We start from the raw sequence: 12,573 nt of genomic DNA, 5'->3' as shown, positions 1-12,573 counted from the left end.
AGCGTCTCGAAAAAAAAGGAAAATGGCAATCAGCCTTCGCCCCCCTCCACGGGGTCGGAGGCATTATCATTTTCGGCGTCCCGCTCCGCCTGCTTGGCTTGGCGCAGAGCACGGGCAATCAACTCGTCGGTCAGCAGCAGCTTGGCCTTGACGATGGCGCCGAAGGGAATGGTCAATTCCGGATCGGAACCGTCTTCACGTTTCGGAGCACCTTCCAGACGCAACAGAACATTTCGATCGTCATCTGTCCCCAGCAACACCCCCTTGACCCGGCGGTGGCCATCGATCAACCGATCGGTTTCCACCCTGGCTTCATGCCCGGCAAAGCGTTGAAAATCCTTCAGACGGGTCAACGGTCGATCGATCCCAGGGGAACTGACCTCCAGATTGAACCGCCCCTTGATGGGATCTTCCACGTCCAGAAGGGCGGACAAGGCACGGCTGAGTGCCTCGCAATCGGACACGGTCATGGGCTGCTCGTCCTGGCGTTCGGCCATGACCTGCAGGGTTGGACTTTGTGAACCCAACAGCGTAACGCGAACCAAGTCGTAGCCCATGGCTTCGGCCGTCGGCGCAAGTAGTTTATCCAAATGCCCCATCATGGGCGGGCGGTCTCCCGTTGGTCTCGAACCCCAATCCGACTGGCGGGCAGCCTTCCGAGGGGAGCACAAAAATCGCGTGCTTCGGAAAACAAAAAAGGTGGGCCAATGGCCCACCCCCCGCTAGTCCAGATTGGACCATGTCAAGAAGATGTCTGGCGTCTATATAACGCCAATGGGAAAAAATCACAAGGCTTTCACATGAATGACCCGACGCGATCATCCAACTTCAGCGCGGGGCAGACGCCGGAAGACCATATAAATGGGAATCCGCCCAGCGGCGAGGGCCTTAGCCTCATATCGGGTCTCGACCCAGTCACTGGGCCGCCCCTTCCAGTCGGCGGGGACTTTAGCCATCCATTTGAATTGGGAATGGCCGGTTCCGTGCATCAAAGCCCAATGTTGGTAGGTTGGGTCGTCGCTGGCGACACGCAGCTCTCCCCCATCCTTGAGAAGGCGGGCGAACTCTGTCAAACGCCCGGGCTGGATCATACGGCGCTTGGCGTGCCGGGTCTTGGGCCACGGATCGGGAAACAAGACAAACAATCGGTCCAGACAGCCATCAGGCAAGCGAGGCAGGACCGCCCGCACGTCTTCGGGCCAAAGGCGCACATTCACCAGCCCCGACTCTTCGATCTGGGAAAGGGCCTTCCCCACCCCGTATTCGAAGACCTCCGAACCGATCAAACCCACATCCGGATTGGCCCGAGCCTGAGCGGTGAGATGTTCCCCGCCGCCAAAACCGATTTCCAGCCAATAAGATTTCTTTTTTTCCTCGAACAGCGTCGCAGGATCAAGCAACTCCCCATCTGACAGCCCTTCAATAGGCAAAGTCAGTCGGGGCAGCAGAGTATCCCACAAAAGCCGACGGCCGGCGCGCAGGGGTTTTCCCTTGCGCCGACCGTGGAACTGCTCGTCTCCAGAGCCGAAATCAGGCACCGAAAGCGGTCTTCAGACCATCCACCAAATCGGTCCGCTCCCAAGAGAAGCCACCGTCGGCCTCGGGCTTGCGACCAAAGTGGCCATAGGCTGCGGTTCGGGCGTAGATCGGGCGGGACAGGTTCAGATGTTCGCGGATACCACGCGGCGACAGGTCCATCAGCTCCTGCAGAACCTTGGCCAGACGGGCTTCGTCCACCTGCCCGGTATCCATGGTGTTTACATAAACGGAGAGCGGCTTGGACACGCCAATCGCGTAGGAGACCTGGATGACGCATTTGTCGGCCAGACCGGCGGCAACCACGTTCTTGGCCAGATAGCGCGAGGCATAGGCGGCAGACCGGTCCACCTTTGTGGGATCCTTACCGGAGAAGGCGCCGCCACCGTGCGGAGCAGCACCGCCATAGGTATCGACGATGATCTTCCGACCGGTCAGACCGCAATCGCCGTCAGGACCACCGATCACGAACCGCCCGGTGGGGTTCACATAGAACTCCTCTTCCGGACACATCCAGCCTTCGGGGAGGATTTTCAGAACATGGGGGCGGACCAGTTCGCGGATCTCTTCCTGGGACACCGCTTCGCCGTGCTGGGTGGAAACCACAACACTGGTGGCGCCAACGGGCTTGCCGTCGACGTAGCGTAGGGTCACCTGGCTTTTGGAGTCTGGCCCGAAGCGAGTATCGCCGCCGTGACGTTGGTCGGCGATGGACTTCAGAATGGCGTGGGAATAGGCGATGGGAGCAGGCATCAGCTCCTCGGTCTCAGTGCAGGCGTAGCCGAACATGATGCCCTGGTCACCGGCACCTTCGTCCTTATTCCCGGCAGCATCCACCCCCACGGCGATGTCCACGGATTGGGAATGCAAGTGGGAAACGATTTCCGCATCCTTCCAGTGGAATCCGTGCTGCTCGTACCCGATGTCCTTGATGGCCTGCCGGGCGATATCCTTGAAGACATCGTGGGTCAGACTGTCGGGACCACGGACCTCGCCCGCAAGGACCACGAAATTCGTGGTTGCGAGTGTTTCGCAAGCCACACGCGCGTAGGGATCCGCAGCAAGAAAAGCATCAACAATAGAATCGGAAATCTTGTCACAGACCTTGTCGGGATGACCCTCGGACACGGATTCGCTGGTAAACAGGTAATCGGATTGAGCCACTGGTTCTTTCCTCCAACGCCGGGCCCGAAGGCAACCGGTAAAGGTTCAGGGGTGCGATCATAAAGCGTGCTTTTTGGCACGACCGTAGCGGGAAGACAAGAGGATAGAACGGCGTGCTTCTGCCTAAAATCCTGCCGAAGGCCGAGAGTGAGTTTAGAGTACCTTGATCTCGAAGGTACTCTAGGCAAATAGACTTCGGGGAGACGTCGCCCGCCATCATGCGGACTACGCTTGACTACTCGGAGTCAGAGCGCGCCAGTAAAGAATCGCGTCCGAAAGAAAACACCAAACGTCTCTGCCGACCCCTATGGCGAGACTTATCGAGTGGCGGGCTCTTCCAAAACACCCATCTCCTCGCTCTCCGCAGTGGCGGCCAAGGTTTTGGTCAATTCAAAAACCCGCTTTCGCACCGATGAATCAGTGATTTTATAATATGCCCGAACAAGCTCCAATGTTTCCCGCTTGCTCATCGGATCTGAATCCATTTCCCGTGGCTCTCCGGGACATTGAGCAATATTCATTGGGCTGTACTGGGCCGTCTCCTCCCCCATTTCCTCGAAGAAATAGGACATGGATACGTCCAAAACACGACTGAGGTCCCAAAGGCGACTGGCACCAATTCGGTTCGCACCCCGTTCATATTTTTGAACTTGCTGAAAGGTCAATCCGATCGCCTCGCCCAGACGCTCTTGGCTCAATCCCATCAGAGTCCGCCGCAAACGCACGCGTCCTCCGACATGAACGTCGACGGGATTGGGTTTCCCTGATGGTGTGCGTCCCCGCGAAGATTTGCGCACCTGGCCATCGACTTCCATCTGTTCGGCGCCGAACCGATCAGGATCATTCATCACTCGCCCCACACTCCTACTCTCTGTCAAAGTCCCGCCCATCAATGGACCTTGAGGGCGCCCCAATCCAACATCGGCATTTTGGCACCCAAAGAGACGGGATGACTCGCCCCCAAAGGGAAGGAACACCCAATCCAGGATTCTGCTCCTGCACTGTCCCACAGATATTCCGGAGCACTGACAGAACCACCCTTACGCCGACGCAGCCATAACGAGAGTGAAGTTGGATCCGATGAGATGAATCGGATCCAACTTCACTCTAGAGGGGGAATCTAATGGTTTACACTAAAACGGTTCTAACACGGAGCCCCACGAAGGGTCAAGAATGTTGACCACAGGGTTAATATGCAGAAAAAATGCCGTGGCCAAGGAAGAGTATTTCAACAACACAAATTACCTATCTATATTTTATTATATTTTACCTTTCTCTTTTGCAAAAAAACACCAAAAGCGCAAATAATAAGTGAAAAAATCACTGGTATTTTGTTGCCAAATCGAGAAAAAATCGTCCTTTCCTGAACAGGTTTAGGCACTTCCAAATCTAAAATGCCTTCCTCATAGAGGCCAAGTAGAGCAGATACTTGGCCAAGGGGAGAAACGACACCAGATATTCCCGTATTTGCCACCCGGACGATGGGGAGTCCTTCTTCGATCGCGCGCATGCGGGCGATCTGAAAGTGCTGATACGGTCCAGTAGACCGACCATACCATCCATCATTTGTCAGATTTAAGAGCCATTGTGGTCGCTCCGCCATAGGATCCACCACCGCGCCAGGAAAAATCACTTCATAGCAGATCAAAGGCGATACCGGCGGTAGGTCCCCGATATCTAAAGTCCTCGGCCCCGGCCCTGGTGAAAAATCCCCAGCTCCGACCGTGATCTTATCCAGGGGTAAATACTCGCCAAAGGGGACGTACTCTCCGAAGGGCACCAGATGAAACTTATCAAAAACAGCGACAACCTGGCCGGATCCATCCAAGGCAAACAGACTGTTATAGAAGGCCCGGTTCTCGCCTTCCCCCGACACCCTGGGAGCCCCAGTGATCAGAATCCCCCCAGGAGGGACCGCCTCGGCCAGGGCAGCGCGGACATCAGCCATTCGGTCGATTGCATAGGGAACGGCGGTCTCTCCCCACACGACCACATCGACCTTATCCAGCCCGGGCAATCGGCTCATGGCAATATAGCGCCGCAGATTGCCAACCATAAGTTCTCGATTCCACTTGTCCGTTTGAGGAATTGACGGTTGCACCAAGCGGACGGTGAGCAGAGGGTCTCCCCCCTCCTCCCCCTCGAGAGCAGCAAGGCGCAATTGCCCCAAACCCTCCAGAGCCAAGGGCAAAAATAGGGTCAGAACCAGCAGGCTCCAGGCCATCCGCCGAGAGAGTGACTCCTCCAACAAAACCGGCGCACAGGCAACCAAGGCGGTCATCAGCGACAGACCAAGCACACCGAACCAGGACGCCGACTGGAGTATACCGTCGAAGGGCATCCAGGTCATACCAAGGGGTGCCCAGGGAAATCCCGTCAACCCCCATGTCCGAATCCACTCCCCCAATCCCCAGGCTGCGGCCATGAGGAGCACCCGCGCCGGATGGCCCGCCCGCCACAAGGGACGGACAAGGGCGAGGGTCACCGCGGGAAACAGACCCAGGATAGCCGCCAAACCGACCACCGCGATGGGCAACAGCCACCCAAAGGTGGCGATATCCACCAACATGGCCGCACCAACCCAATGGGTCATGCCCATGAAGTAGCCCAAACCGAACAGCCAACCCAATCCAAAGGCACCGCGCCACCCCCGGGTGACATCCATCCGCCAGATCAGCAGGGGGAACACGACAAGTAGAATCGGCGAGATGTAAATGGGCGGAAGGGCCAAAGCGCCAAGCAGGCCAGCGACCAGAACAACCCCATGGGCTCGCCAACCACTCAGGGCGCGAACACGGGTGGCAATACGAGTGATCACGGTTTGCTCAGTCCTCGTGCAGCGGCGGTGGCAGGTCGCGAATACGCAAACGCTTTATACGCCTGGGGTCGGCGTCGATCACTTCAAATTCCGGCCCCCCCTCGCGTACGATCAATTCCCCCCGGGCAGGAACGCGCCCAGCGAGGCGAAACACCAACCCACCCAATGTATCAACTTCCTCCCGCTCCTCATCCGTGAACAGGGTTCCATATCGGGTTTCGAAATCTTCCAGATCCACCCGTGCATCCGCGTCGATGGCCCCATCGTCCAGGGTCACCATCTCCGGTTCGTCGCTCAGATCGTGCTCGTCCTCGATTTCCCCGACGATTTGTTCGACCAGATCCTCAATGGTCACCAAGCCGTCGATGCCCCCATATTCATCCACGATCAAAGCCATATGGGTCCGCTTCAACCGCATCTCCAACAGCAGGTCCAGAACTCTGGCACTGGGGGCGGCGAACAGGATTTCCCGCACCACAGCGGATAAATCCTCGCTGGTAGATTGGGCGTCGTGGCGGACGATGTCCTTGATATGAACCATACCCAGGGCATTGTCCAAGCTGTCCCGGAAGACCGGCAAACGGGAATGCCCACATTCGGAAATCCGCGCAATCACCGTTTCAAAAGGTGTGGCCACGTCGATGGCAATGACATCTGCCCGGGGAACCATGATATCAGCGACAGTCAGGTCGCGCAGATGCAGGATGTTTCCCAACAAAACCCGTTCGTGATCGGTGATGGGCAGGTCCGAATCCTCTCCCCTTTCCTCGATCAATTCATCCAGGGTTTCCCTGAGACTTGTGTCCCCATTCCGGCTACGGAAAACACCCCTCAGGAATCCTCCCAGCCCCCCTTTGGCTGGTCCTTCTTGGCGGTCGAGCGACCGGTCATGAGACCGATCGCTCGACCGTTCGTGAGGGTCTTCCTCCCGCGCCGTCACCAGATCCGATCCCTCACCGGACCGAATCCTGTCACCGCCGTTCATTGCCTTTCGTGCTCCATATCGTTTTCGCGTCCTTCGCCATCGGGAAGGGTCCCCTCGTAAGGATCTTCCAGACCCTCTGCGGCCAGAATGGCCGTTTCCAGAGATTCCATTTCCCGGGCTTCTTCGTCGTCCTCGTGATCATACCCCAATAAGTGGAGAACACCGTGCACCACAAGATGAAAAAGATGATCGCTCAGGGGAACCCCCCGCCCTTCCGCTTCCCCCACCACGGTTTCCAGGGCAAGGATCACATCCCCCAAAGGCAAGGTTTCGCCCGGAACGGGGAGGGGCTCTTCGACGTCCAGCGAGGCGAAGGACAGGACATTGGTGGCCTTGTCCTTATTCCGGTAATCCCGGTTCAGCGCGCGAACACGGGCATCGTCGGCAAGCACCAGGCTCATTTCCAGGGGCGTTCCCTTCGGAATCTCCTGGCCGCCTGGATCGCCCGCGACCACCGCAGCCCGCACCGCCCGGTCCACCAGAGTGAGAAGGGCCTCTTCTCCGCCCGGAAAAGCCTCACCCCACCTGGGATCCTCCACCTCGGACAGAAGGGTCAGCGGATAGGCGTCGGGATCACTGTTCATGGCTATTCGCCGTATTCAAGGTTCCATCCCGCCGGTCATAGGCCCGGACGATGCGTGTCACAAGGTCGTGGCGAACCACATCCTTGTGGGTAAACGTCGTGAAGCCAATGGCGGGGTCGCCGGACAGAACATCCAGGGCGTCTTTCAGACCGGACTTGGCACCCAGGGGCAAATCGATCTGGCTGACGTCGCCGGTAATGACCATCCGCGAGTTCTCGCCCAACCGAGTGAGAAACATCTTCATCTGGGTGGGAGTGGTGTTCTGAGCTTCGTCAAGGATAACGAAGGCGTTGGCCAGTGTCCGGCCACGCATGAAAGCCAGGGGCGCCACCTCGAACTCTCCGGACTCCAGCCGTTTCATGACCTCGTCGCCGGGCAGCATGTCGTAGAGGGCGTCATACATGGGTCGCAGGTAGGGATCCACCTTGTCGCGCATATCACCCGGTAGAAAGCCGATCCGCTCCCCGGCCTCCACCGCAGGGCGGGAGAGAATCAACCGCTCCACCCGACGCTGGAGAAACATGGACACGGCCATGGCAACGGCCAGATAGGTTTTTCCCGTCCCAGCAGGTCCGGAACCGAAGACCAGCTCGTGGGATTCCATGGCCTGAAGGTACTGGGCCTGAACCGGCGAGCGGGCCTTGATTTCCCGCTTGCGGGTCTTGATCGCCACCACTGGAATCGGCGTGTCTCCCCTCAGCCGAATCGCTGCGTCCACATCCCCCCGCTCCAAGACTTCGCCCTTCACGGCGCGGGCATAGAGGGCCTCCAGGGCCTCCGTTCCATGGCCCACACGGTCGACCGGACCAGCCAAGGTCAGACGGTTGCCCCGCATGGCCACCTTAATGTCCAGAATTTCCTCCAGCCGGTCGAGGTTCTCCCCCGCGACGCCGATCACCAATTGTAAGGCCCCGTTGTCGTCAAAAGACCGGGTCACCCTTGTTTCTTCGTCGCTCACGCGCTCTCCCGCCTTGAAAAATCTCCGACATCAACGCCGGGAAGGATAGAGCCGGGGATCACGTCCCCCGCCAGGCTGTTTGGACTGGCCTTGACCACCCGAACCCGGGCCATGGACCCCAGGGCCATCTCCGGCGCCGTCACATGCACCGGCTGCATCCAGGGGGAACGCCCCACGAGCTGGCCCGGATGGCGGCCCGGCCTGTCGAACAACACGTCCATCTCCTGCCCCAGACACCCACCATTGAAGGCACTCTGGATTTCGGTCAGGCGGGCCTGAAGAGCGATCAAGCGCCGGGACTTTTCTTCCTCTGGCACTTGCCCTCCCATTCCCGCAGCCGGAGTTCCAGGGCGGGGACTATATTTGAAGGAAAAGGCCTGAATGAAGCGTACCCGATCAATCAGATCCATAGTCGCCTGATAATCCGCCTCGGTCTCACCGGGGAATCCCACGATAAAATCCGATGAAAAGACCATATCATCCCGCGCTGCCCGCAAGCGTTCGATGATGGCAAGGTATTCTGCTGCCGTATGCCCCCTGTTCATCGCCTGGAGGATCCGATCGGACCCTGATTGCACCGGCAGATGGATGAAGGGAGTCAGCGCAGGCACCTCCCGGTGGGCGGCGATCAGATCGTCGTCCACGTCCCGCGGGTGACTGGTGGTGTAGCGAATCCGGTCCACGCCCTCAATCTCGGCCACCGCGCGCACCAGCCGACCCAACCCCCAATCCCCGCCATCCAGACCCTGGCCATGGTAGGCGTTGACGTTCTGGCCCAGCAGGGTGAATTCACGGGCGCCCTGGCTAGCGAGGCGCTTGACCTCCACAAGAATATCCTGGGCCGGGCGGGAGTATTCTGCGCCACGGGTATAGGGAACCACACAGAAGGTGCAGAACTTGTCACACCCCTCCTGGATCGAGACAAACACCGCCGGACCGGAGGCCCTCGGTGCTGGCAAAAAGTCGAACTTCGGTTCAACGGGAAAATCCGTGTCGATCTGGCGTCCGGCCTGGCGTTCGACCTTTGCCACCATTTCCGGCAGGCGGTGATAGGCCTGGGGTCCGACAACCATGTCGACGATGGGCGCACGCGCCATCAACTCCGCCCCTTCCGCCTGGGCCACGCATCCGGCAACGGCCACCATCATGCGCCCCCCCTCGGCGGCCTTGCCCTCTTTCAGTGGACGCAGCCGACCCAAATCGGAAAACACCTTTTCGGCGGCCTTTTCCCGGATATGACAGGTGTTGAGAATGACGAGGTCCGCACCGTCAGGCGCCTCCACGACGTCGAACCCCAAAGGTGCCATGACGTCAGCCATGCGGCCCGCGTCATAGACATTCATCTGGCATCCATACGATTTGATATAGAGCTTCTTTTTCGCCACTGTTTTACGGCTTTGGCCGTCCTTGTCCTTAAACTTGGAAACTTGGGTTCTGGATCTCGGAATACTCTAAAACTTATAGAATGGGAGGAAAACGGGGCCAGCTTGACTCAAGTTGATCCCGTTTCCCTCTAGCCGTCCATTCTTTCGCCAATTTTAACACGCACTCTCCGGAGAGCCGCCCGGGAGGGACTGGGGTCCCCGTTTATCCGGTTGGGTCATGTTAATCTGTCAAGCTAACATTGGACGAGCCCGAGTCAAGGGTGGCCGATCCCAATTCGAATGAAGTCTTCAAACAACGGGAACCACCCCGTCTCCACTCTTGGGGGACCCACTCAATGGGGGCAGATCAGTCGCGCGGGGCAAGGCGAGGATCGGAAGCTCGTCCAACCGGCCGGTCAGGGCTTTCTCCACACCCCGGGCGACAACCGTATGGCAATGGTCCGACAAGGCCTTCCGCGAACCAAAATCAGAAAGCAGAACCGGTTCGTGGAAAATCACGTCCACCGTGACCGTGCCAAACCCCAACAGGCGGAACAGATGGGGCGCCAAATCCATATCCCCATACCACGCATAGATAGGCCGCCAAGCGCGTCCGACGGGAACTCCGTCAACCCAGGTATAGGCCAAAGAGACCGGCTGCACGGTTACCACTCTGGGATCCCGCTCCCCTTTCAGGATGACGGGATTTTCGGCGATCGAAAAAAGGGCGCTTTTGAACCGGTAGACCCGATTGCCATCGTTGCTGGTCCCCTCCGGAAACAGGATCAGAGGCTCGCCTTCAGCCAGACGCCCTTCGATCTCCGCCTTGTTACGGGCCGTACTTCCCCTTTTGCGGTCGACAAAAACCGTTCGCGCCAACCGGGCCATCCATCCGAAGACGGGCCACCCTCCAACTTCTGACTTAGCGACAAAAACCCCGGGAATCAGGCGTCCCAGAACAACGATATCCATGTAGGAGGTATGGTTGGAGACGACGACAACGGGTCGCTCCGTCGCCAAGGCTCCCTGAACCCGAACGCGGACCCGGCAAATCCGCGTCACAACCTTCCAATAGAACAGGCCAAATTCCCGATACCGCCACCGCACAACCATCAGCAATGCGTAAGGAATTACCGCCACCAGCGACCACGAAAGGAACAAAAACCCTCTGACGACAGCAGTGGCTTCGGAAAACATGGGAGCTCCTGTCCGCAGACTGTTCGCATGCCGATGTCACAGCACGCTTTGGTGTCACCCGTTATCGCGGGCTGTCCTATCATAATGCTTGTGATATTTTTCTGAAATCAGGTCGGTCTTGACGATCACGCAGACATCGGTGGTGTTGAACTGGTGGTCCACCACCGCACCATCGCCCACGAAACCACCCAATCGCAGATAGCCCTTCACCAAGGGCGGCAAGGAGGCCATGGTTCGACGGACATCAATCGCCTCTTTAGGCAACAGATCCATGGTCGAATAGCGCTCGGGCAGCGCCTTCGGGCAGAGGGCCTCAGGCGCCAAGTGATAGTGGTACAGGTAGGAGAGTTGCGGTGCCATCTCAGACGGATCCGTCCCATGCAGACTGGCACATCCAAACATCAAGTCCACGTCATGGCGGAAGACGTAGGCCGCAATGCCCCGCCAAAGCAGTTGCATGGAGGAGCGATTTCGGTAATTTGCATCCACGCAGGACCGCCCCAACTCCATCACATTTCCGCCGCGCAGCTCGATCGGGGAAATGTCGTATTCGTCGGCAGTGTAAAAAGCGCCCGTCTTTTGGACATGCTCCCGTCGCATCAAACGATAGCACCCGACGACACGCTCCGGTCCTGTTCCCCGCTCATGGTCCAAGACCAGAAGATGGTCCGCGCTTTCATCGTAGGCGTCGAAGTCCTGACGCCGCGCGGCCATCTCGTCGGTCGGCTTGGCTCCCATTTCTTCGTAGAACACACGGTACCGCAGGGACAGTGCCGCTTGCACGTCCGCCTCTGATTCGGCCAAGGTGACTTCCAAATCACCGGCGCGAAGATCACCAAGAACATTCATACCCGCACCCCAAGGATTGACCACGCGCCCGAGAACGAAGCCGTTCCCCCATTCGCCGAGCGACGCCCGGACCCCGATCCGGTTTCAGCCTCGTTACTTTTCTTCCAGGGGAACGCCATACAGTTCCAAGCGGTGTCCAATCAAGCGATAACCGAGTTGGCGCGCAATTTCCTTCTGAATTTCTTCGATCCGCTCGCTATGAAATTCGATCACATGCCCGCTATTCAGATCAATGAGATGATCGTGATGTTCCTCCTGCACTTCCTCGTACCGGGACCGACCATCACGGAAATCATGACGTTCCAGGATTCCCGCCTCCTCGAACAAGCGCACGGTTCGATAGACGGTGGCAATGGAAATGCGCGGATCAATCTCCGTTGCTCGTCGATAGACTTCCTCTACATCGGGATGGTCGACCGCCTCTGACAGAACACGGGCAATAACCCGCCGTTGTTCAGTCATTTTCATGCCCTGTTCAAGGCAGCGCTTTTCGATACTGGACGTCATCCGACCCGCTCTCGTTTACAATCTTGTTTCCAAGGATACCTTCGAACAAAACAGTTCGAAAGCCAAGATACCCAAATGACCGCGCGAGCCATCGGCAGATCAGCCCTTTGCCCGAAACAACCAGCCCCGATTAGACCCACGCGTCCCGCAGAAGCCGTGCTGGCCCCTTTTGCAAGAATCCCATCGTAACGGCCCAGGCCGCCCTTGAAAAGGTATGCTGTCAAAGGGGTATTCGGAACGCCCCCTGTTTCACGGACTCCAATGACCCGAAAAAATCCCTGGCCTACGAAAAAGCGGGTGCCCTAGGTTCGTTCACCACGCCTTTCGCTTAGGGTCTGCAGACAATGTGCACGGTGCGAAAACAAAGGCGACAGCCAAAGCTAGCGCATCGACCCAAACGAAGGCTTTAGCCGGAGTTGGGAAAAGTTGGTGCTAGAGTGAGTTTAGAGTGCTCACTCAAGGCCCCAAGCTCTTATTTGTAAGAGAAAAATGGGGGTTTGGGGGCATTCGCCCCCAAATGGGCTTGGGCAATCGCCCAACAAATGCCAGACACTGTCGTGTACTATGACATCCCAGACACTGTCGTGTACTATGACATCAAAGTGACCATG

General features: G+C 58.0%; 12 protein-coding genes. All 12 read right to left on the bottom strand.

Annotated features, from left to right (window positions below; all coding sequences use genetic code 11):
* Nucleotides 1-29 precede the first annotated feature (29 nt).
* A complete protein-coding gene (gene rimP / locus ACLIRY_RS07235) occupies nucleotides 30-602 on the bottom strand; it encodes a ribosome maturation factor RimP (protein ID WP_413204688.1) in 573 nt (190 codons plus the stop codon).
* Between the two features lie 216 nt (nucleotides 603-818).
* On the bottom strand, nucleotides 819-1,538 hold the full coding sequence (trmB, locus tag ACLIRY_RS07230) for a tRNA (guanosine(46)-N7)-methyltransferase TrmB (protein ID WP_413204687.1): 720 nt from the start codon (nucleotides 1,536-1,538) through the stop codon (nucleotides 819-821).
* Nucleotides 1,531-2,700: a methionine adenosyltransferase gene (gene metK / locus ACLIRY_RS07225; RefSeq protein WP_413204686.1), complete on the bottom strand. Its 1,170-nt coding sequence runs from the start codon at nucleotides 2,698-2,700 to the stop codon at nucleotides 1,531-1,533. The genes trmB and metK overlap by 8 nt, the downstream gene beginning before the upstream one ends.
* A gap of 317 nt (nucleotides 2,701-3,017) precedes the next feature.
* Nucleotides 3,018-3,548: a helix-turn-helix domain-containing protein gene (locus ACLIRY_RS07220; RefSeq protein ID WP_413204685.1), complete on the bottom strand. Its 531-nt coding sequence runs from the start codon at nucleotides 3,546-3,548 to the stop codon at nucleotides 3,018-3,020.
* A gap of 401 nt (nucleotides 3,549-3,949) precedes the next feature.
* Nucleotides 3,950-5,518, bottom strand: coding sequence for an apolipoprotein N-acyltransferase (gene lnt, locus ACLIRY_RS07215; protein WP_413204684.1), 1,569 nt, complete (start codon nucleotides 5,516-5,518; stop codon nucleotides 3,950-3,952).
* 7 nt (nucleotides 5,519-5,525) lie between these two features.
* Nucleotides 5,526-6,503 (bottom strand): hemolysin family protein, encoded by a 978-nt coding sequence (locus tag ACLIRY_RS07210; protein WP_413204683.1) that lies wholly within the window; start codon nucleotides 6,501-6,503, stop codon nucleotides 5,526-5,528.
* A complete protein-coding gene (gene ybeY / locus ACLIRY_RS07205; RefSeq protein ID WP_413204682.1) occupies nucleotides 6,500-7,087 on the bottom strand; it encodes an rRNA maturation RNase YbeY in 588 nt (195 codons plus the stop codon). Before ybeY ends, ACLIRY_RS07210 begins: the two co-directional genes overlap by 4 nt.
* Nucleotides 7,077-8,045, bottom strand: a complete 969-nt coding sequence (locus ACLIRY_RS07200; protein WP_413204681.1) for a PhoH family protein — start codon at nucleotides 8,043-8,045, stop codon at nucleotides 7,077-7,079. The genes ybeY and ACLIRY_RS07200 overlap by 11 nt, the downstream gene beginning before the upstream one ends.
* Nucleotides 8,042-9,430 (bottom strand): tRNA (N6-isopentenyl adenosine(37)-C2)-methylthiotransferase MiaB, encoded by a 1,389-nt coding sequence (gene miaB, locus ACLIRY_RS07195; protein ID WP_413204680.1) that lies wholly within the window; start codon nucleotides 9,428-9,430, stop codon nucleotides 8,042-8,044. The genes ACLIRY_RS07200 and miaB overlap by 4 nt, the downstream gene beginning before the upstream one ends.
* 288 nt (nucleotides 9,431-9,718) lie before the next feature.
* The gene (locus tag ACLIRY_RS07190) at nucleotides 9,719-10,606 is read right to left on the bottom strand and encodes a lysophospholipid acyltransferase family protein (protein WP_413204679.1); all 888 of its coding nucleotides are present in this window, start codon (nucleotides 10,604-10,606) and stop codon (nucleotides 9,719-9,721) included.
* A 54-nt stretch (nucleotides 10,607-10,660) separates the two neighbouring features.
* Nucleotides 10,661-11,455: a GNAT family N-acetyltransferase gene (locus ACLIRY_RS07185; RefSeq protein WP_413204678.1), complete on the bottom strand. Its 795-nt coding sequence runs from the start codon at nucleotides 11,453-11,455 to the stop codon at nucleotides 10,661-10,663.
* Between the two features lie 93 nt (nucleotides 11,456-11,548).
* Nucleotides 11,549-11,962, bottom strand: coding sequence for a Fur family transcriptional regulator (locus tag ACLIRY_RS07180; protein WP_413204677.1), 414 nt, complete (start codon nucleotides 11,960-11,962; stop codon nucleotides 11,549-11,551).
* Nucleotides 11,963-12,573 lie beyond the last annotated feature (611 nt).

This window comes from Rhodospirillum sp. A1_3_36, assembly GCF_047263945.1.
Lineage (GTDB): Bacteria > Pseudomonadota > Alphaproteobacteria > Rhodospirillales > Rhodospirillaceae > Rhodospirillum.
Note: the sequence above shows the minus strand (reverse complement) of the source record. Positions and strands in the feature narration are given on the sequence as shown.

Coding starts and splice junctions, on each gene's coding strand:
- rimP (WP_413204688.1), bottom strand. CDS start 602: ATGATGGGGCATTTGGATAAACTACTTGCGCCGACGGCCGAAGCCATG.
- ACLIRY_RS07190 (WP_413204679.1), bottom strand. CDS start 10,606: ATGTTTTCCGAAGCCACTGCTGTCGTCAGAGGGTTTTTGTTCCTTTCG.
- ACLIRY_RS07210 (WP_413204683.1), bottom strand. CDS start 6,503: ATGAACGGCGGTGACAGGATTCGGTCCGGTGAGGGATCGGATCTGGTG.
- ACLIRY_RS07185 (WP_413204678.1), bottom strand. CDS start 11,455: ATGAATGTTCTTGGTGATCTTCGCGCCGGTGATTTGGAAGTCACCTTG.
- ybeY (WP_413204682.1), bottom strand. CDS start 7,087: ATGAACAGTGATCCCGACGCCTATCCGCTGACCCTTCTGTCCGAGGTG.
- ACLIRY_RS07180 (WP_413204677.1), bottom strand. CDS start 11,962: ATGACGTCCAGTATCGAAAAGCGCTGCCTTGAACAGGGCATGAAAATG.
- ACLIRY_RS07220 (WP_413204685.1), bottom strand. CDS start 3,548: ATGAATGATCCTGATCGGTTCGGCGCCGAACAGATGGAAGTCGATGGC.